Source organism: Dehalobacter sp. (assembly GCA_023667845.1).
Classification (GTDB): Bacteria; Bacillota; Desulfitobacteriia; order Desulfitobacteriales; family Syntrophobotulaceae; genus Dehalobacter.
The window spans coordinates 120,311-142,026 of record JAMPIU010000073.1; the positions used below are offsets into that span (position 1 = coordinate 120,311).

14 protein-coding genes are annotated in these 21,716 nt (G+C 45.8%); 3 read left to right on the forward strand and 11 right to left on the reverse strand.

The window, feature by feature from the left end; translation table 11 throughout:
• Positions 1-9: 9 nt before the first annotated feature.
• Complete coding sequence (locus NC238_06035) at positions 10-375, forward strand: NifB/NifX family molybdenum-iron cluster-binding protein (protein MCM1565502.1); 366 nt, start codon at positions 10-12, stop codon at positions 373-375.
• A gap of 78 nt (positions 376-453) precedes the next feature.
• On the opposite strand, the gene NC238_06040 is transcribed toward NC238_06035, so the two are convergent.
• The 3 genes from NC238_06040 to gltB form a co-directional block, all read right to left on the reverse strand.
• Entirely contained in the window at positions 454-3,060 is a 2,607-nt protein-coding gene (locus tag NC238_06040; protein MCM1565503.1) for a PEP/pyruvate-binding domain-containing protein, read from the reverse strand.
• A 254-nt stretch (positions 3,061-3,314) separates the two neighbouring features.
• The gene (locus tag NC238_06045) at positions 3,315-4,799 is read right to left on the reverse strand and encodes a glutamate synthase subunit beta (protein MCM1565504.1); all 1,485 of its coding nucleotides are present in this window, start codon (positions 4,797-4,799) and stop codon (positions 3,315-3,317) included.
• A gap of 2 nt (positions 4,800-4,801) precedes the next feature.
• On the reverse strand, positions 4,802-9,358 hold the full coding sequence (gene gltB / locus NC238_06050; GenBank protein MCM1565505.1) for a glutamate synthase large subunit: 4,557 nt from the start codon (positions 9,356-9,358) through the stop codon (positions 4,802-4,804).
• Positions 9,359-9,671: 313 nt separating this feature from the next.
• Between gltB and gdhA the strand changes: the two genes are divergently transcribed.
• Positions 9,672-11,006 (forward strand): NADP-specific glutamate dehydrogenase, encoded by a 1,335-nt coding sequence (gene gdhA / locus NC238_06055; GenBank protein ID MCM1565506.1) that lies wholly within the window; start codon positions 9,672-9,674, stop codon positions 11,004-11,006.
• 147 nt (positions 11,007-11,153) lie between these two features.
• On the opposite strand, the gene alr is transcribed toward gdhA, so the two are convergent.
• The 5 genes from alr to NC238_06080 form a co-directional block, all read right to left on the reverse strand.
• Positions 11,154-12,272: an alanine racemase gene (alr, locus tag NC238_06060; protein ID MCM1565507.1), complete on the reverse strand. Its 1,119-nt coding sequence runs from the start codon at positions 12,270-12,272 to the stop codon at positions 11,154-11,156.
• 1 nt (position 12,273) lies between these two features.
• Positions 12,274-13,851 carry an NAD(P)H-hydrate dehydratase gene (locus NC238_06065; GenBank protein MCM1565508.1) on the reverse strand — a complete coding sequence of 526 codons (1,578 nt, stop codon included), beginning with the start codon at positions 13,849-13,851 and terminating at the stop codon, positions 12,274-12,276.
• Between the two features lie 138 nt (positions 13,852-13,989).
• On the reverse strand, positions 13,990-14,346 hold the full coding sequence (locus NC238_06070; protein MCM1565509.1) for a holo-ACP synthase: 357 nt from the start codon (positions 14,344-14,346) through the stop codon (positions 13,990-13,992).
• Between the two features lie 26 nt (positions 14,347-14,372).
• Positions 14,373-15,725, reverse strand: a complete 1,353-nt coding sequence (locus NC238_06075; GenBank protein MCM1565510.1) for a histidine kinase — start codon at positions 15,723-15,725, stop codon at positions 14,373-14,375.
• Between the two features lie 20 nt (positions 15,726-15,745).
• Entirely contained in the window at positions 15,746-16,348 is a 603-nt protein-coding gene (locus NC238_06080; protein ID MCM1565511.1) for a GntR family transcriptional regulator, read from the reverse strand.
• 343 nt (positions 16,349-16,691) lie between these two features.
• Between NC238_06080 and eam the strand changes: the two genes are divergently transcribed.
• A complete protein-coding gene (gene eam / locus NC238_06085; GenBank protein ID MCM1565512.1) occupies positions 16,692-17,954 on the forward strand; it encodes a glutamate 2,3-aminomutase in 1,263 nt (420 codons plus the stop codon).
• A gap of 11 nt (positions 17,955-17,965) precedes the next feature.
• Here the strand turns inward: eam and NC238_06090 are convergent, their stop codons facing one another.
• The 3 genes from NC238_06090 to amrS all read right to left on the reverse strand — a co-directional run bounded on the left by NC238_06090 (position 17,966) and on the right by amrS (position 21,715).
• Positions 17,966-18,898 carry a TIGR01212 family radical SAM protein gene (locus NC238_06090; GenBank protein MCM1565513.1) on the reverse strand — a complete coding sequence of 311 codons (933 nt, stop codon included), beginning with the start codon at positions 18,896-18,898 and terminating at the stop codon, positions 17,966-17,968.
• A 320-nt stretch (positions 18,899-19,218) separates the two neighbouring features.
• Positions 19,219-20,481, reverse strand: coding sequence for an ammonium transporter (locus NC238_06095; GenBank protein ID MCM1565514.1), 1,263 nt, complete (start codon positions 20,479-20,481; stop codon positions 19,219-19,221).
• A 286-nt stretch (positions 20,482-20,767) separates the two neighbouring features.
• Positions 20,768-21,715: an AmmeMemoRadiSam system radical SAM enzyme gene (gene amrS, locus NC238_06100; protein MCM1565515.1), complete on the reverse strand. Its 948-nt coding sequence runs from the start codon at positions 21,713-21,715 to the stop codon at positions 20,768-20,770.
• Between the last annotated feature and the right edge of the window lies 1 nt (position 21,716).

Genomic DNA, 21,716 nt, shown 5'->3' on the forward strand with positions numbered 1-21,716 from the left:
AGCTTAAACATGAAAATTTGTATCCCTGTAAAAGAAGACAAAGGACTTGAGAGTATCCCCTATGATCATTTTGGCTCAGCCCCATTTTTTCTGATCTACGACCTGGATAAAGAAGAGATGAAAGTCATCGGCAACGGAGACTCTCATCATGAGCACGGGATGTGCCAGCCTTTGAAGGCATTAGGTGGAGAACAGGTGGACGCGATTCTGGTTGGCGGAATCGGTGCAGGCGCCCTAATGAAACTCAATGCGCAAGGGGTGCGTGCTTTTCGGGTTGATAATACCACCGTTTCGGCTAACATCCAGCTCTTCCTGGATAACCAGCTTCCGGAATTCTCTGCCATGAACAGCTGCAGCCATCACGGATGCCACTAACCTTGATAGATATTTTCTAGCCCTGAGGGAAAGAAATGACCCCGAAGGGCTACTTTTTTATCTTGTCAGTATCAAATTCTATTTAAAGAAACATACCGCTTTTTGTTTCCCGACATCAGCAATAATCTCCAGAGCTTTATGCGTTCCTTTATTGACATCATATACTTTAATGATTTCTCCAAGGGAGGCGCTTAGCGGTAGCAGCTCAGGAAGCAAATTTTGAAAGTGGTTTAATAATTTTGTCTGAAGGACTCCTCCCCTGCCTTCCGGGAAAAGCGCCACATAAAAGATATCACTTTCAATGAGATCCTGAAAGAAATGGGTTCCATAAGATATTTCTGGGGTGAACCCTCCCTCTTTGACTGCAATTTCACCGAGCACGGTGATATTATTAATTTCGGAAAAATAAACAGGCACGCCGAGCGAAGGTGTACTGGTTCCCCATCGTCCAGGGCCGAGCAGCAGCACGGTCATGTTTTCTTTCTCAATCTGGCTGTTCAATTTGCCGATACATCTGGCTACCCTGTATTTTTCGAGGTCACTTAGCCTGCTGTAGGTTTCAGGCTCGACATAAATGATTCGCTGAATACCGTAATGGATATTCCCGCCCATAAAAGTATTATGGCTTTGAAAGAATGTTTTTTGAAAATCAATATGTTTCGGGAACACCACCTTACTTTTAAGACCTTTTGCGGGCAGCGGTCTGCACTGCAGGAGATTGATCTGATAATGATCCAAATCTTTAAAATTAACGGTAAATTCGATGTCCACCGGATACGCGTAGAATTTTTCCAGGCATTTAAGCATTTTCTGAATGACCCCGACGAAAGTAGAATCGGACAGAAATTGATCAAAATTAATAATCCAGGCCTGCCGGTCTTGCTGGCCTATTTCTTTCATCACTTTTTCTGCAGTATAGTCTCTCTGCGCGAAATAATGCAGTTTGGGATCGTCAATTTCGTTTAAAAGATCGTTAAACGCGATACCAATCATGCTGTTTTTGGTTACCATCAGCGCATCAATATTTCTTTGGGCATATTGCCTGTAATCATCAAAATCCGTTAAAGGTGATGACAAAGGTTCATCAATCGCTATAATTCTGGCATAGTCACCCGCCGTACGGTTTACAGCCCGAGTGCCTAGACCTACAACTACCCGCAGCATGCCCGCTTTCGGAGACATTTTCTCATCCCAGACATAGATATTGTTTGAGTAGCCGACCCCAGCAAGATCCGGGAAAAAATATTCCTTACGATAAGAACCCGATACGCGTTGAACAAGCAAAGCCATCTGCTCATCCTGGTCGGCTATTCCTCGTTTCAAACGGTACATCAGCGCGTCGTCGCTCATCGTGCTGGCAAAGACTTGTTTCACAGCGTTTTCAAATTCAAGATAGCGATGTTCGAGCGTACCTTGGTTCGTACAAAAAACACTTTCATATTTTCCAGCAAAAGAATTGCCAAATCCATCTTCCAAAAGGCTGCTGGAGCGGACAATGATCGGTGATTGTCCAAAGTACTCCAGGACCCGCAAAAAATGGTTTTTGACATTCTCTGGAAAAATACCGCTAAGTATTTTGCTTTTAATGACTCTGGCCAGAGAAAAATATTTTTCAGGTTTTCTCTGCTCCATCCTAAGTTTCCAGAGACCATTTTTTACAAGATAAGTGTAAAAGACATCGGAACCAATGTAGAACGAATCATGGGGTTCCAAAATTTTTTTATAATCAAAATTTTTATCTTCAAGTAAAATTTTTCTGGCCAGAAGCATTCCGACTGCTTTACCACCGATAAATCCCGATCCAATTAAACTTGACTTAATCTGAAGTAGATCTTCCAGGGTAAAGACCTTCGTCAGCAACTCAAGGAATCTTTCATCACGACTTAAAACCATCCGGCAGAGCTTTTCTACCAGGTTTTTTTCCTCAGCAGACGGCATACGACTGAATTTTACCTTTTCATAGGTGTCTGACGCTTTCAAAAACATCCGGTCCCAATAATCCAAATGCCTTCGCGGAGCATCAAACACATTCAGGGACATATCCGCAAACAGCTTTGAAGCATCGCTGCTGCTTGTTAACGGAATAAAATCCTGCGCCTGCTTAATATGCGGGAGAAACATCGTCGGTGAGTACCTGTCGATCACCTTGACCGGATGGATATAGGTCTGTCCCCTGACATTATAGATATTCATCAATACCTGAGTCGTTTCCCGAATCGCCGAAATCGTCTCATACGAATTCATATTTTTATAAATTGCAAAGAAAGCCACCGTTTTCAGTTCATATAAATACGGACAGGTAATCTGGAAAAAGTTTCCGATCATAAGATCCGTTGCCCAGGTGTACAAAAGATCGGACAGACAATCAAAAACGTAAAAGGCCTCTTCTCCCTCAGCTGCAATGATCTGGTGGACCTGCGTGGAAAAAGCTTCGAAACCGTGTTCGGCGTCGATATGGTACACTTTAACATTTTCATTGTCGTCAATAATTGGAGAATGACGCGCAAACCGCATATAGATCACTTTTCTGCCCTCGTCCAGACTCGTTCTGACAAAAGGCAGCACAAAGGATTCATAATCTGCGATATTGTCAACCTGCAGAACAACATTATCGCCAATCCTGAGATGGTCGATGATCTCATCGAGCCCCGGCAGGCCGGATCTTATTTTCTTACGCTGATCCATTACACATCATTCCTTACGCCAATTTAGCTATCATTTTATTCTTAAAAAATTAGTAGTTGTCAGCATAGTTAACACTCAAATCTATACATGCAAAAAGCCAATAACCGATACGCAAAAACCAAGCAATGAATCCTGGCATCTATCCATTACTTGGCTTTACTATGCGGTATGATAAAGCATAACGGTAGATGCCGTGTAATATCATGTTATCACATCCGGCATGAACATTACACTCTGTTTATCATAACAAGTGGCTAGATAATTATACTTTTGCCCATCAAATATTTGTCCACTTCTCTAGCTGCCAGCTTTCCTTCCTGGAAAGCCCAGACAACCAGACTCTGACCTCTGCGCATGTCGCCAGCAGCAAAAACTCTGTCAACATTCGTCTCAAAAAACGCATATTCCGCTTTGACATTGCTGCGGGCATCCCGCTCCAGCTTAAGCTCTGTGGGGATATTGTCTTCAGGCCCTAAAAAGCCCATGGCCAGCAGGATCAGGTCCGCTTCCCATACCTTTTCACTTCCGGGAGTCACCTGTGGAACCATTCTGCCGGCAGCGTCTTTGACCCAGGTAAGGTTGACTGTATGAACTTCCTTGACCTCACCGTTCTCATTGCCCACAATCTTTGTGGTGGAAATGCAATAATTCCTCGGATCCTTGCCATAGAGATAGATTGCTTCTTCCTGTCCATAATCTACTTTCAGTTTTTTCGGCCATTCCGGCCAGGGGTTCGCAGCTTCAATACGATGAGCAGGTGGCTCAGGCAGAATTTCAAACTGGAAAACACTTTTGCAGCCATGTCGGATTGCCGTGGCCACACAGTCCGTCCCCGTATCCCCGCCGCCAATGATGATGACATTCTTACCCTTGGCACTAATAAAACTCTCATCCTTTAGGTTGGAATTCAATAAACTTTTGGTGGTCGCTTTTAGGAAGTCTACGGCATAATAAACCCCTTTCAGATCTTTGCCTTCCACATCCAGCCCCCGGGGCTTGGTAGCTCCTGTGCACAGCACAACGGCATCATAGTTGTCTACGAGCTCTTGGGCCTTCATATATTTGCCGACTTCGGTATTCAGAACAAATTCTATCCCGGATGCCTTCAGTACATCAAGCCGTCTTTCAATAAATCGTTTATCAAGCTTCATGTTGGGGATCCCATACATCAAAAGTCCCCCCGCCCGGTCATCCCGCTCATACACCGTGACCTCATGGCCGACGGCATTCAGATAATAGGCCGCAGACAGTCCGGACGGGCCCGAACCGACAACAGCGACTTTCTTGCCGGTGGCTTTGGCCTTCTTAGGATTTACCCATCCTTCGGCAAACGCTTTCTCGATAATCTCATATTCAATGCTGTTAATAGTCACAGCGTCCATGATATAGCCTTCGGTACAAGCCCCTTCACAAGGTGCAGGGCAAACCCTTGAGGTAAATTCCGGGAACGGCGTTGTTCTACTCAGCCGCTTGTACGCTTCCCGCCATTGTCCTTTATAGACAAGCTCATTCCATTCTGGAATTAAATTGTGCAGCGGGCAACCTGAAGCGGCGCCGTTCAAGAGCACACCGCCGTGGCAGAAAGGTACACCGCAGTCCATGCAGCGCGCGCCCTGCGTCCGGACAATCTCAGGATCCTGGGGAAGCTTGACTTCATTGTAGTCTTTGATCCGTTCTTCAGGCTTCCTTTTCTTCGGATCGATTCTGTTATACTCTAAAAATCCTGTTGCTTTTCCCATGATCAGACCTTCCCTTCAAAGGCCGCCGTCAGGGCTTCTTCACCGCTTAAGCCAGCCTTGTGAGCTCTATCAATATTTTCCATCATCTTTTTATAATCTTTGGGTATGATCTTCGTAAATCTTGCTGCGTAATCCGCCCAATTGTCCAGTACTTTTCGGCCTAGGGGGCTTCCCGTATGCGCCACATGTTTACGAATCATTTCCCTGATTTCTTTCAGTTCCTTTTCCGAAGTGATTTTTTCCATAAGAATCAGAGACTTGTTGCAGTATATTTCCTCAAAATCCAGGATATAGGCAACACCGCCAGACATACCCGCAGCAAAGTTCCGTCCTGTCTTACCCAGGATCACAACTTTTCCTCCGGTCATATATTCACAGCCATGGTCGCCGACACCTTCAACAACCGCATTGACGCCGCTGTTCCGGACACAGAATCTTTCGCCGGCGATTCCGTTGATATAGGCTTCACCCGAAGTTGCGCCGTAGAAGGCAACATTGCCGATTAGAATATTCTTTGCTGGTTCAAAATCCGAAGTTTTTGGCGGATAGACCATGATTTTGCCACCCGAAAGGCCTTTGCCAATATAGTCATTAGCATCACCCTCAAGTTCCAAGGACATGCCCTTGGGTGCGAACGCACCAAAGCTTTGACCTGCAGAACCAACAAAAGTCAGCTTAATGGTATCCTCAGGAAGCCCCTCTTCCCCGAAACGCTTGGTTATTTCACTGCCGACAATGGTTCCAACCACGCGGTCCACATTGTTGATCTTCAGTTTGGCCCGGATTGATTTTTTGTGTTCCAGGGCCGGTTTGCACATTCTTAAAAGCTTGCGCATATCCAGGGATTCTTCCAGTCCATGGTTTTGCTGCTGTGACTTAAATCTGCCGACATCTGCACCGGCATAGGGCTGATACAGGACCTGGGAAAGATCAACCTTAGCTGCTTTCCAATTCTTAATATTTTCTTTGTGTTTGAGCCTGTCTGTACGTCCAACCATTTCATTAATGGTCCTGAAGCCGAGTTTCGCCATAATCTCCCGCATTTCCTGTGCAACAAACAACATAAAATTCTCAACATGCTCAGGCTTGCCGGCAAAATTCTTACGGAGCTCTTCATTCTGGGTTGCAATACCTACGGGGCATGTGTTCAGATTGCAGACGCGCATCATCACACAGCCCATGGAAATGAGTGGGGTGGTGGCAAATCCATATTCCTCAGCACCTAAAAGTGCAGCGATGACAACATCTCTACCTGACAGAAGCTTACCGTCTGTTTCCAGGACGACTCTGTCTCTTAAGCGATTAAGCACAAGGGTCTGATGGGTTTCGGCAAGTCCCAATTCCCACGGCAATCCTGTATTTTTAATGCTTGTTCGCGGTGAAGCACCTGTACCGCCATCATAGCCGCTGATCAGAATAACGTCGGCCTTGCCCTTGGCCACACCGGCCGCGATCGTACCGACACCCACTTCAGAAACAAGCTTAACATTGATTCGGGCATCACGGTTGGCATTTTTAAGGTCATGGATCAGTTCCGCCAGATCTTCGATTGAATAGATATCATGGTGCGGCGGGGGTGAAATTAATTCGACACCTGGTGTTGAGTGTCTAACTTTGGCAATTGCCGGAAAAACCTTCCGGCCTGGAAGCTGCCCGCCTTCTCCAGGCTTGGCCCCTTGCGCCATTTTGATCTGTATTTCCGAGGCATTTACCAGGAAGCTGCTGGTAACACCGAAGCGACCTGAAGCAACCTGCTTGATGGCACTGATCAGACTGTCGCCATTCGGCAGCTTTCTAAATCTTTCAGGATCCTCGCCGCCTTCACCGCTGTTACTTTTGCCGCCCAAACGGTTCATGGCAATCGCCATACATTCGTGAGCTTCCTTGCTGATCGAGCCATAGGACATCGCCCCGGTCTTAAATCTTTTGACGATAGACTCGACCGGTTCGACTTCTTCGATAGGAATCGTATCTCCGGCGCTTATTTTGAAATCCAGCAGCTGCCTGAGTGTATAGATCTCCTCGTCATTAATTTTTCTGGAGTAATCTTTGAAAAGATGGTAATTGCCTTCCCGGCAGGCGCGCTGGAGCAAGTAAATTGTTTCCGGGTTATAGAGATGAATCTCCCCGTTATCTTTACATTGGTAGAAACCGCCGATTTCCAGTGTATCTGTGTAGAGTGCATTCTCATCAAAAGCACTTTCATGCCGCATTTGATTTTCCATCGTAATTTCTTCCAGACCGATTCCTTCCAAGCGGGATGGCGTCTGAGTAAAGTAGCGGTCAATCAGATCTCTTTTCAGTCCGACAGCTTCAAATATCTGGGCACCATGGTAGCTGCGCATCGTCGAAATACCCATTTTCGTAAGCACCTTTAAGATGCCTTTGATCGAGGCTTTAATATAGTTCTTTTTGGCCTCCTGATAACTTAGGCCATTCGTCATTCCTTTGGCCGCTAGGTCTCTGATCGTTTCGTAAGCAATATAGGGGTTGATCGCGGTAACACCGTACCCGATCAAGGCACAGAAATGGTGTACCTCCCTGGCTTCTCCGGTCTCCAGAACAATACCCACACTCGTCCGGATTTCACGGCGTATCAAATGGTGATGCAGCCCTGAAGATGCCAGAAGAGCGGGGATAGCAGCAAATTCTTTATTAACGCCCCTATCCGAAAGAACAAGAATATTTGTGCCATCAGCAATTGCTTTATCTGCTTCCCGGGATATTTTGTCTAAAGCTCTTTCCATTGCTCTAAGGCCGCCAGCTGCCTTGTAAAGAATGGAAATCCTGGCTGTCTTGAACTTCCCGTTATTTAATTTCATAATGGTATCCAATTGCGTATTGGTGAGGATCGGTGACTCCAGATATACTGCGGAACTATGCGTCCGGTCAGGATCCAGAAGGTTTCCCGCATTCCCCAGGAGCATTGTGCTGGAGGTAATGATTTCCTCACGGATGCCATCAATCGGGGGATTCGTCACTTGGGCAAAAAGCTGCTTGAAATAATGGTACAGCATTTGAGGTTTGTCTGAAAGTACTGCCAGCGGTGAATCCATGCCCATCGATCCGACAGGGTCAAGGCCATCAGTCGCCATCGGCAGAATCATTTTATTGATATCCTCATGGGTATAGCCAAATGCTTTCTGCTGGGAGATAATATCTTCCAGCATCGGTGCTTCCAATTCGTCGTCAGCAGGGAGATCACTTAAATAGACAATATGCTTCTTATTCCACTCTTCATACGGATGCATCAGGGAAACATTCTTTTTGATTTCCTCATCAGAAATGATCCTTTGTGCTTCCGTATCGATCAGGAGCATTTTACCCGGTTCCAAACGGCCTTTATACTTGACATTTTCAGGCTTGATGTCAAGAACCCCCACCTCGGAGGCGAGGATAACTTTATCATCTTTCGTGACATAATAACGTGATGGTCTTAGTCCATTCCTGTCCAGTACGCCACCGATAACGGTTCCGTCGGTAAAGCCCATGGCAGCCGGTCCGTCCCAAGGCTCCATAATAAAATTATTAAACTCATAAAAGTCCTTTTTTTCTTTGGACATCAAATCATTCTTTTCCCATGGCTCAGGAATCATCATCATGACAGCATGAGGAAGCGATCTGCCAGTAAGATGGATAAACTCAAGACTGTTGTCAAACATGGCCGAATCGCTGCCTGACTCGTCAACAATCGGATATACCTTGGAAATGTCATCAAATAATGGTGAATCAATGCATTTTTGTCTGGCCTTCATCCAGTTAACGTTACCTCTGATGGTATTGATTTCTCCATTATGGACGATATACCGGTTCGGGTGCGCCCGCTCCCAGCTCGGAAAGGTATTGGTGCTGAACCTGGAATGAACCATAGCCAGTGCTGAAACAAAATCGAGATCGGAAAGATCCAGATAAAAGTTTCTGAGCTGTTCAGCTGTAAGCATACCTTTGTAGACAATGGTTTTGCTGGAAAGGCTGGCAATATAGAAGGAGCCGCCCTTATCTTCACACATTGGGATGATCAGTCTTTCTGCTCTTTTCCGAATGACATAGAGCTTTCTTTCAAAATCCATATCATCGGTCAGATCGGGGCTTCTTCCGATAAAAACCTGTATAAACCGAGGCATAACAGCTTTGGCACTATGGCCGACCGTCGATTTGTCGATCGGGACTTCCCGCCACCCAAGAATCTTCTGTCCTTCCTCACGAACAATCTTTTCAAAAGAGTCCATCTGGGTAACCCGAAAATCTTCATATTTGTGCGCAAAAATCATTCCTACACCATATTTGCCCTTTTCCGGCAAATTAAAACCAAGAACATCACATTCCCGTTTAAAGAAGTCATGGGGTATTTGCACCAAAATGCCAGCGCCGTCACCCGTATTCTCATCCGCACCACTGGCACCTCTGTGGTTTAAGTTTTCCAGAACGGTTAAAGCTTCCTCGACAATGTCGTGCGATTTTTCACCTTTGATATTCACGACAAATCCCATACCGCAGGCATCATGCTCAAAGGCCGGATCGTAAAGACCCTGTTTTTTTGGCAATTGATTGTATTTCATATTACACACCCTTTGTTGGAGTTTACATCTATAGTTTCTTTACGATTTTACCAAAAATCCATCAACAACATAACTGTTTTAACTAAAAAATATTGTATTCATTTTAATTTTCTTTGTATTTTTTAGTTTTTTGTATAATTTTAATGCTAATGTTTAAATATTTAGATTTAATATTATAAATTCATTATTTTGCATCACTAATATCTTATAATGAATACAGTATATTGTTTGTTTTGTTATGTTCAAACGCAAATTAATATTGTAGAATACGGTTATTGATAAAAAACATTATTTTTTCTGGAGGGTAAAAAATATGTCTTATGTCCAACAAGTCATGGAACAGGCTATCAAAAGAAGCCCGAACGAGCCCGAGTTCCACCAGGCACTCAAGGAAGTGCTGGAATCTTTGGAACCGGTAATTGCCAAACACCCCGAATATGAAAAAGCTGGTATCCTCGAGCGGCTCGTCGAGCCCGAACGCGTGATCATGTTCAGAGTTCCCTGGGTCGATGACAAGGGAAATGTTCAGGTTAACCGTGGTTTCCGAGTTCAATTCAACAGCGCTATCGGTCCTTACAAAGGCGGCCTGCGTTTACACCCGTCTGTTAACCTTGGCATCATCAAATTTTTAGGTTTTGAGCAGATCTTCAAAAACTCCCTGACCGGACTTCCGATCGGCGGCGGCAAGGGCGGCAGCGACTTCGATCCCAAAGGCAAATCCGATAACGAAATCATGAAATTCTGCCAGAGCTTCATGACCGAACTTTGTAAACATATTGGTGCAGACACTGATGTTCCTGCCGGTGATATCGGTGTTGGCGGCAGAGAAATCGGTTACATGTTCGGCCAGTATAAGAGAGTCAGAAATCTCTTTGAAGGCGTACTTACTGGAAAAGGCCTGACTTATGGCGGAAGCTTAGTTCGTACCGAAGCAACCGGCTATGGTCTGGTTTATCTGATGGACGAAGCAATTAAAGACATCGGCAAATCCTTTAAAGGTGCTACCGTTGTTATCTCCGGTTCAGGCAACGTTTCGATTTATGCAGCCGAAAAAGCCATGCAGCTGGGTGCCAATGTTGTTGCCCTGAGCGATTCCAACGGCTACATCTACGACAAAAACGGTATTGACCTGAAGACCGTTAAGCAGCTCAAAGAAATTGAGAGAAGAAGAATCAAAGATTATCTGGAATTCCACCCGAAAGCCGAATACAAAGAAGGCTTCGAAGGCATCTGGACCATTCCTTGCGATATCGCTCTTCCCTGCGCTACGCAGAACGAATTGAACGAAGAATCCGCCAAGGCTCTGGTTGCCAATAAATGCTTTGCTGTCGGTGAAGGTGCGAATATGCCTTCTACGCCGGAAGCAGTCAAAGTATTCCATGCCAATAAAATCATCTTTGCTCCTGGTAAAGCTGCCAATGCCGGCGGTGTTGCAACCTCCGCTCTGGAAATGTCCCAGAATAGCATGCGTTACTCCTGGACTTTCGAAGAAGTTGACGCCAAACTTAAAGACATCATGGTCAACATCTATCGCAATGCCAGCTCAGCTGCCAAAGAATACGGGTGTGAAGGCAACCTGGTCGTCGGTGCTAACATTGCAGGCTTCCTGAAAGTTGCTAACACCATGATGGCTCACGGCGTAATCTAAGCCGGAGCTGCCTAATCCGATTCGTGATTCCATTGATACTCACGATATAGTCTTGATACCACTAAAATTAAAAAGACCTCTTGGAGACTGAGTATGTTCAAAACAGCTCGCATCCAAAAGGTCTTTTTTATTAATGTTTTTCAAATACTATTTGCTCTCAACCATCACCCTTGGCACTCTCTTGGAAATACCGCACAGGATCTCATAGCTAATCGTTCCACATTGTTCAGCAATCCGATCTGCGGAAATAAACAAGTCACCGTCTTTGCCAAGTAGAATAGCTTCATCTCCTTCTTGGATCCCTTCAATTTCTGTTACATCAACCATGATCTGATCCATGCATATTTTGCCGATGATCCTGGCTTTCTTTCCCTTCAGCAAGACCTCACCGCCGTTGGACAGAGAACGGCGCAGACCGTCTCCGTAACCGATCGGCAGCGTTGCGACTTTTGTGGGCCTGTCGGCAATAAACGTCCTTCCATAGCCAACACTCTCGCCCTTTTCGATGGTCTTCAGCTGGGAAATGCGGGTTTTTAAAGACATGACCGGTTCAAAGCCGGCTTCCTGTCCGGCGTGGTCCATCGGTAAAAGTCCGTACAATATGATTCCTGGACGGCAAAGTTCGTAATGACTTTCGGGAATTTGCATGATTGCGGCAGAGTTTGCGACATGACGGATCGGAATTTTTATTCCTGCCGCGCATAACTTTTCATATAAGTCATCAAAGATCTTCAGCTGCTGCTTCGCATAAGACAAATCAGTGCTGTCGGCCGTGGCCAGATGGGTATAAATCCCCTCCAGATAAAGGCCAGGAAGCTTTGCAATTTTTTGAATATTTTCGAGTATATTTTCGCGGAACCCTGTCCTACCCATTCCCGTATCCACTTTGATATGGAGTCTCGCTGTTTTATTCAGCTTCAACGCTGCCGCTGAAAGCGCTTCAGCCTGTTCGATCTGAAATATTTCGGGAATGATCTCTTCTTTGACCAGTATTTCTGAATACTTCGACAATGTAGGTCCAATAACCATAAGGGCAATATCCGGGAATTCCCTTCTGAGCTCCAAAGCTTCTTCCAGGATAGCAACCCCGAATCTGGTAATCCCTTCTTCCTTTAGAGTCCGAACAACCTCCACTGCACCGTGTCCGTAGGCATCTGCCTTGACTATGGGCATTATTTCACTGCCGGCGTACTGCTGTATCCTTTTTAAATTGCGTCTTAAAGCCCCCAAATCAACTTCTGCCCAAACCGGACGAAAAATATTCATTCTAAAAATCTCCTAACTGCTCTATCTCTTTTCTGACCCTTGGGAGGCAATCAGCTACCTCCGAAGCTGTGAAACCTGATAAACCAAACTGATCTTTTAAAACATCTCCGGCCTTGCCGTGAAGATAAACCCCCATGCAAGCTGCACCTAACGGAGGGACACCCTGGGCAATCCAGGACATAATACTTCCGGTCAGCACATCCCCTGTGCCGCCTGTGCCAAGTCCTGCATTACCTGTCGGATTCAAAAAAACTCTGCCGTCCGGCGAAGCAACGACCGAACCTGCGCCTTTCAGGACAACAATGGCACCCCATTCCAGGGCTTTGGCCAGCGCTATCTTCAAACGGTTTTCCTGAACCTCGTCAATTGAACAGCCGCATAAGCGGGCCATTTCCCCTGGATGAGGCGTCAGAATAAGATTGCCTCTGCCTTTCCTTAAACTGACAACATCCGGTTCGCGGGAAATCAGATTCAACGCGTCTGCATCCAGAACTACCGGTACATCGGTCTCTATCAGTATATTTTTTATGACATTAAGAAATGACTCCGTCTGCCTGAGTCCGGGACCTACTGCACAAGCGTCAGCTCCTTGTAACCGCTCCTGAATGACCGACCAGGCATTGACGCTTAACATTTCATAATCCTTTGCTGGCCAGACCGTAGCTTCAATGACTCCCAAATCTACCGTCTCAGCAATCGCTTCAGGGGTAACGATCTGAAGAAGCCCTGCCCCGCAGCGCAGAGCCGACTTTCCTGCCAGGATGACAGCCCCGCTCATTCCAAGCGATCCCCCAATCAGAACCGCCCGGCCATGCGTACCTTTATGGCCCAGTATGTGTCTTGCTGGAATCAAAGGCCGGATGACTTCATCCGTCAATAGATAGGCAAAGATTTTTTCTTCGCCTATCACTTTTTCGGGAATTGAAATTTGGTCAATGACCAGCCTTCCTGTATAGATTAATCCTTCTCCGAGAAAATGTCCAAGCTTTGGCAAGCCAAAGGTAACTGTCACATCTCCCTGGACTGCAATCGTATGTACTTTCCCCGTATCTGCTTCCAGACCGCTGGGAATATCGACACAAACCACCGGCAGATCGGCTTTGTTTAAGTCTTCAATGAAACCTGCCAGGGATTCCGGAATTTCTCCTTTAAAGCCTATTCCATACAACGCATCAACAGCAACCTGAGACTGCATCAGGGCAAGCTTGAATAGACGAAGCTGTTTTTCGTCTTCGACAGGAATGATCTTTTCTCCCATTTTCTGGAACAATTCATAGTTCAGCTTGGCATCCCCTTGAAGCTCAGCAGGATTTGCGAAAAGAAAAACGGTCACTTCCATCCCTAATACACAAAGATGCCTGGCCACTGCCAGACCGTCACCGCCATTATTGCCTTTTCCGGCAAGAATAACTGCTCTCAAACCGCGAAGCGACTTTTTTTCATCCTTCAGCAGAATAATCTTTATTTCCCTTACTACTGCCAACGCTGCATTCTCCATAAGAATGGACCCGGGGATTCCAAAATGATTGATTGCGTTGGAATCAATGCTGCGCATTTGTCCGGCACTTACAATACGCATTTTTTTCTATCCTCCTCGGAAAAAAACTTTTCCTACTTATTTTATAATGAACACCGCCAAGTACCATGTCAACCCTAAAATGCCCGCCCGTTGCTGTCACCGTTCGTTGCTGTCTAATATTTTGGATACCAACGATATCTATTCCAAAATAACAGATGCTATGGCCGTATCTTTACTGTGAGAGAGGCTTATTCGGACTCTCTCTGCTCCTCTCGACCGCGCTGCAGCCTGTGCCCTTTCACTCAAATATACGATTGGTTCTCCCGCTTCATTCCGCAGGATCTCAATATCATGCCAGCTTAGACCACTGAGCCCCGTCCCCAGTGCTTTAAGTACCGCTTCTTTGCCTGCAAACCTGGCAGCCAGAGAAGATATATGTTTTTTTGATAGTTCAGCCAGCTCCCTGTCGGTAAACAGTCTGGCAACCAGTTTTGAATGTCTCCGGCAGGCCTGTTCAAATCTGGCTATTTCAACAATATCTATACCTGGATACAAATGAAGTTCCCCGTTTCTTCGTAAAATCAAATACCATTTCTGGCCCTGGTACTAGACATAGGGTCCTGAATCCAGGGTTCGGCAGAAGGCTGCTGCGGACTGGTCTGTTTGTATGGAAGCCTCATTTCTACAGTCGTCCCCTCACCTATTTTGCTTTCAATGTTTAATCCGTATTCTGAACCATATAAACCCTTCAGGCGGGCATGGACATTGGCGAGCCCTACACCGTTGCCTGAGCCTACACCGGGCAGCAGGACATCTTTCAGCCGATCCTCTTCAATCCCCATTCCGTTATCAATGACTTCTACAAAAAGTTCGCTTTTACCATCTTCCAGCCCGAGTTCCCTGACCCGGATCGTTACAACACCATTCAGCATGATCATGGGGGTAATCCCATGTTTGACCGCATTTTCAACTAGAGGCTGAATACTCAGTCTTGGCACCTCGGCATCCATCAGTTCCTTGGGAATTTCCAGCTTAATCTTCAGCTTTTTCCCAAAACGAGCTTTTTCCAGCACAAAATAATTATTAACGAATTCCATCTCTTCCCGAAGAGAAATGAGTGCGCCTTTAGATTTTAAAGACTTACGGAAAAATTCGGCCAGATGGATCAAAAGTCTTCTGGCCCGGTTGGGGTTGGTTCGGCTGGTGGCAATAATTGTATTCAGAACATTAAAAAAGAAATGCGGATTGATCTGAGCCTGAAGAGCATCGAGTCTGGCTTCCATCGTCAGATTGGTCTGATGGTCCAGTTCAGCTACTTCCACCTGAAGGCTTAAAATCTGGCCCATGCCAAGTGCAAGCCTGATCAGGTCAGGAGAAATCTTTCCGCCCTTCGTTTCATAGAGCTTAAATGTTCCGACAACATTTCCTTTGCAGGAAAGCGGAACAATGACTGCCGCAGCCAAAGGACAGTCACACGTGTCCGACATCGGGCAGTTTAACTCTTCCTGCGTCTGAACAACTTTATATTTTGCAGTCTGTATGACTTCTCTGGTCGCTGCCGTCAGAATCTTATCACCGGGATGGTGCCTGTCGCAGCCTGCCCCAAGATAGGCGAGCTGTTTCTCACAATCGGTGATCGAGACTGCGGCCACCTGAGCAATCCCTTGAATGATTTTGGCAATGGCTTCGGCGTTTTGTTTATTCAGACCGCCGCGCAGGTAAGGAAGTGTTTCGTTAGCAATCTTTACACTCAGGTCTGCCCTGCTTAACGTATGCAGCGGTACGGCCTTTTTCTCTAAATTTTTCATATACCAGAAGAAATATCCGGCATCAATCACCATAAAAGCGGCCAATAGAAAAGCATTTTGCAAATAAAGACCCAGAGCGATTTCAAGGGCTATGACCAGAACAAGGGTTACATTCATATTTTTCATCGTCACACCTCCCTAAGAAATTATTTCAATAAGCTCCGGACTTTTTTATTGCCATTCTCCGAGCTGACTACGAGAAGAATATCTCCTTCTTCGAGCAGGAAGTCGGCTTCAGGAGAAAAATTCTCATTGCCGTTTCTGACAACCCCTACGACTGTTGCCCCAGTTTTTTCTCTGACTTTAAGCTCTCTCAGGGAACAGCCGATTGCGGATGATTCCGGCTGGATTTTGAGTTCTTCAACGTCATTCCAGCGGGAGATATATCGGTCGGCATAGGTCGAAACTTTCTGAAGCAGCGCATCGATTTGCCTGTCAACTTCCTTTCTCTGCTCCATCAGGCTTTTCAACTCGTCAATAAAGGCTTGAACCTCATTTTTTTGGTCAAAAGACTTTAAAAATTTTTCGGCCTCTATCCTGGAGTTCACAATGATGCCAATACCCGGTTTTACTCTGACGACTCCTTCATTTTGCAGAATAGCAATTGCCCGACGGATCGTCTCCGGAGAAACATTGAATCTTCCTGCCAGGGTCGACCTTCCGTGGATTTTATCCCCTTCACGGAACTCGCCGAGAACGACGGCATGCGCGATCTCATTCGCAATTTCCTGGTATTTGGCCTGTTCCAAGATATGATCCCTTTCTTTCTTTGCTGATTTCAGATACCTAGTACCATGTCAATCAATCCGTATCTTCTCATGCACGTATCAAATTTTTGCCTTTTACGTAATTCTACCCTAGGGAGTTGGGGAAGACAATCTTTTCTATAAAAAAAGACCATTTCCAGGCAATATTGGAGCAGCGCCATACCTTCAAAATTTTTCCATTATTTGACGTAATCGGACATTTTAACCCTCTTGACGCCCGACAACTTACAATGCTATGATTGGTTGGCAGTATAATTTTTAGCGTCGCTATTTTGTATGATATGGAGGTTTTTTCTGTAATTAGCATTTGAAAGGGGGGCTAAATATGGCAATCGAGCTATATAGACCGCATCGTGATTATCACTATTTTTCTATTAAACGTACCGAAGAATTAAAGCAGCGGATCGAACCCTATCTGCAAAAAGCTAATCAGATACCTGCCGGACTTAATCTGACAGATTTATATTCTGCCCAAAAGGAAAGGATCCTCCAATACTTCGGGGCAACCCAGGAAATTTGGGATGACTGGCGGTGGCAAATGAGCCACAGGATTACGGATGTCAACACGCTGGATTCTCTTTTTCCGTTAACTGATGCTCAAAAAAATGAGATCGCAACAGTCGGCCGGATATACCGCTGGGCTGTATCACCGTATTACCTCAGTTTAATGGATTTTAGCAACCCTGAAGACCCCATCCTTCTGCAGGGAATACCCAAAATAGAAGAGCTGTTTGATAAAAGCGGAGAAGAAGATCCAATGGGAGAAGCCTTAACCTCCCCCGCTCCTTGTATCACCAGACGCTATCCGGACCGCTTGATCATTAATGTTACCAACATGTGCGGCATGTACTGCCGTCACTGCCAACGCCGGCGCAATATCGGCGAAACAGACGGACACAAGGAAAAAGAAGACCTGAAAGCCGCGCTGGATTATATCCGTGAGAACCCAGAAATCCGGGATGTGCTGATCACAGGCGGGGATGCGTTTCTTTTAAGTGACCAGACCATCGAATGGCTGCTTGCTGAACTTCATAGTATTCCGCATGTTGAAATAAAACGCCTTGGAACCAGGGTCCCTGTAACCCTGCCAATGCGGATTACCGATGAACTTCTAGCCATACTTGCCAAATATCCGCCAATCTATATCAATACCCAATTTAATCATCCGAAAGAAGTAACCCTGGAAGCCAAAAAGGCTGCAGATAGGCTTGTTTCAGCCGGTGTTGTGCTTGGGAACCAGGCCGTACTGCTCAAAGGCATCAATACAGACCCGGATGTCATGAAGAAAATGAATCAGGAATTACTGAAAATCCGTGTCCGTCCCTACTATATCTTTCACGCCAAAAACGTCAAAGGCACCCGGCATTTTATTCCGTCCATTCAGGAAGGTCTGGCCGTGATGGAAGCGCTCAGAGGCTTCACCTCCGGTCTGGCCGTTCCGACCTATATTATCAATGCACCAAAAGGAGGCGGCAAAACCCCGCTCCTCCCCCAATATCTTCTTTCCCTCGATGAGCACCAGGCTATTTTGAAGACATGGGAAGGGAAAATTGTTTATTATGAGAATCATTGCGCTGATGAAGGCTAAGTTAACCGCATTTACCAGGTTAACGGAATTTTGGTGTTATGATGGATTCCTTGAAAGCTTCCTCTTCGTTCCATCTCTTGGTCGATACCGTTTAAGACTTCCCATTTACGTGGGGTCCACATTGGGGCAATGACATCATTGAGAGGTCCGTCGCCCATAAGTCTGTGGATGATCATATTGGGAGGAAGAATCTCCAGGATATTGGCTACGAGATCTATATATTGTTCCATTGAAAGCAGTTGAAGACTCCCCTGGCTGTAGAGATCAGCAAGCGGAGTCCCTCTTAAAATATGAAGTGAATGAATCTTTATACCCTGTATCGGGATTTGACTGATCACCTGTGCTGTCCTGAACATTTCCTCCTGGCTTTCACAGGGAAGCCCCATGATGATATGGGTACATACCCGGATATTCCTTTGTCTGAGCTTATTTACACCCTCCAGAAAACAGTTGAAATCATGTCCCCTGTTCAGCCAGTCCAAGGTTTTGTTATGAACAGACTGCAAACCCAGTTCTACCCATAGATAGGTCTGTTTATTCAGGTCTTCCAGAACATCAAGGATTGCTTCGTTCAGACAGTCCGGTCTGGTCGAAACGGATATGCCGACGACATCTTCCAGCGCCAACGCTTCCCGGTATAAATTTTCCAGATAATCTTCAGGACCATACGTCGCAGAAAACGATTGAAAATAAGCAATATATTTTGCTTTTGGCCATTTTTTCAAAGTCCTTTCCCGAACCTGGTTAAACTGTTCGCGAATGGACAGCCCTCTTTGCCCTGCAAAATCGCCGGAACCTTTTTCACTGCAAAATATACAGCCCCCGTCACTTACCGTCCCATCCCGGTTCGGGCAGCTGAGACCTGCATCCAAAGATACTTTGATGACTTTTTCGCCAAAAAATCCGCGGAAATGTTCATTTAATGTATAATAGCGTTTGTTCATGTTCAACCCCGGTTTCAACGTGCAATATCGTATCTCTTTTGCTAGGCCATGTGTTAAATAAGTCTCTGTATCATAGACTTGTCTTGTGTCATATGTACTTTTGGTCTTTTCCTGTATCCTATTATAGCTTTAGTTGGTCTGAAACAAAACAACAACGGCGAAGAAACCTGTAATTTCTCCATATAAAGCCAGAAACCGGAATCAAATGTATTTCCAGCCTAGCGGTGGCATACATCTGGACTCCGGTCTCATTTATCTTCATAAGCTTACATCTGCATATCATACTTTAGGTCTGCACTTATAACGCAATCTTGTTGCTTCTATAAATTATAGATCGAATTTGCTGTTAATCCTTCAAAATCGGGATAAGCACTTTCTCCGTGTTGGGTTGTATCAAGACCGCTGACCTGTTCAGCGTCTGTAGCTGTGAGTGGAGTGATCGCTCCGATGACTTTCAGTAGGATAAACGTTACCAGACCTGCGTATATATACGTTGCCAGTACTGCGATGAGCTGTATGCCGACTTGATGGAACTCACCAGTGTAGAACAGGCCGTCTTTGCCGAGAGGGTTAACTGCGGTTGTGCAGAAGATGCCTGTCGCCAGAGCTCCCCAGGTTCCGCCGATTCCGTGGATGCCAAAGGCATCCAGCGCGTCGTCATAACCAAGCTTATCTTTAAGGATTGCAACTGCAAAGTAGCATAATCCGCCGGCTCCAAGGCCGATTACCATTGCGGAAGCATTTGTTACATAGGCACAAGCAGGTGTTATGGCTACCAGTCCGGCAACAGCTCCGGAAATTGCCCCAAGGACAGTAGGCTTCCCACGGTGCAGTTTTTCTGCAACGACCCAGCCCAAAAGCCCTAAGGCAGCTGCAATAAATGTGGTTACAAAAGCGATTACTGCAATTCCATCAGCCGCCAGTTCACTGCCTGCATTAAAGCCAAACCAGCCAAACCATAGCAGGGCGCCGCCCAGAATCACGTAAGGAATATTATGCGGAATAGTCGGATCTGTGGACTTATTGATGCGTTTTCCAATCACAAGTGCTGCGATCAGACCGGAGAAACCTGAACTGATATGAACAACAGTACCGCCGGCAAAATCAAGTGCACCTAAATTTCCAAGCCAGCCGCCGCCCCATACCCAGTGCGCGATCGGAACGTATACCAGTAAACTCCAGAAACTCATCAGCAAAACAAATGCGGGAAAACGTAAGCGTTCGGCTGTTGCCCCAGTCATCAAGGCCGGTGTCAGGATTGCGAACATCATTTGGAAGACCATGAAAAGCAGATGCGGAATCGTAGCGCCTTCAGTTCTCGGCTCCAGCCCTACGCCCTTCAGCATCAGATGGTCGAGGCCTCCAATGACTGAACCGATATCCGGCCCAAAAGCAAGCGAATAACCTAAAACTACCCAGATAAGTGTTACAACACCCATCGCAATAATACTTTGCATCATCATGGATAAAACATGACGTTTTTTAACCAGTCCTCCGTAAAAAAAGGCCAGACCGGGTGTCATTAACATAACAAGTGCGGTGGAAATAATCATAAAACCAATATCCCCAGTTGTGTAATTCATTTTCTTCTCCTCCTTAGTTTTCTTGATGTATTTCTTATAGATTTATAGATAGCTTGATACAAGTCTTTAGCCGCGCGCCGATTGACTAATAAAAAAAGCCTCAAAAAAGTATTGCACTTTTTTGAGGCCCCGTTGCCTGATTGACTTGCGTATAACAAACGATCTATCTGTACTATATTACCCGGTAAACAATCTGTAAAGAGGTTTTTCGTTTAAATAATGTATACATTTCTGTATACATTCTTCAATATTACGCATACCTGGTTAATCCTAAACCTGTCATTGGTCATAAGAGTCCAACTCCCCAGATATCCCGGCCACAGTGCCCGCATTTCCCTTCCGTGGTTTTAACGGTCACCCGCATGTCTCTGGTAATAACCTCCTGACCGCATTGCGGACAATAGGTTGTGTTGCCTCCTGCCATATTCCCGAGGTACACATAGGGCAGGGTTTCTTTGGCCAACCTCCATAGTTTCCTCAGTTTCTTTTCATCGGTTGCCGGTATTTTGCTTTTATGCATTGGATGATATTTGCTCAAATGCCACGCCAGCGGAGTATTTAAACCGGACAGCCATTTGGCCAGCGCCTCAATTTCCTGCGGATTGTCATTCAAGTTCGGGATAACAAGCGTTGTGATCTCGGTATGAACGTTTGACACCAGCGTTTCAACTGTTTTTAACACCCACTCCAGTTTCCCTCCGGTGTATTTCTCGTAGAATTCCGGGGTGAACCCTTTAATATCAATATTGACCGCATCGATGTAAGGGATTAGATATTCGAGGTATTTCTGTTCGATAATCCCATTGGATACCAGGACGACCTTTCCTCCCCGCTCTTTAACCAGCGGAGCTGTCTCCATGATCATTTCGTACCAGACCAGAGGCTCCGTATACGTAAAGCAAATCCCGATGGACTGGTCTTCCGCGGCCATTTCCGTCAGCTGCTTCGGGGGAATCTGGCGGCCCTGCTCATATTTTTGGGAGATCTCATGGTTCTGGCAGAAGAAGCAGTGCAGGTTGCAGCCATAGCCGCCGACAGAGAATATCCGGCTTCCCGGATAGAAATGATAAAGCGGTTTCTTCTCCACAGGATCAAGATGAAACGCAGCGACTTCAGCAAAAGTCAGCGGTATGATTTCACCGTTCCGACACCCTCTGACCTTACAGAATCCGGACTGGCCTTCTTTGAGTTTACAGTGATGCGGACATAGCGGACATTCAGAAAATCCTGTCATA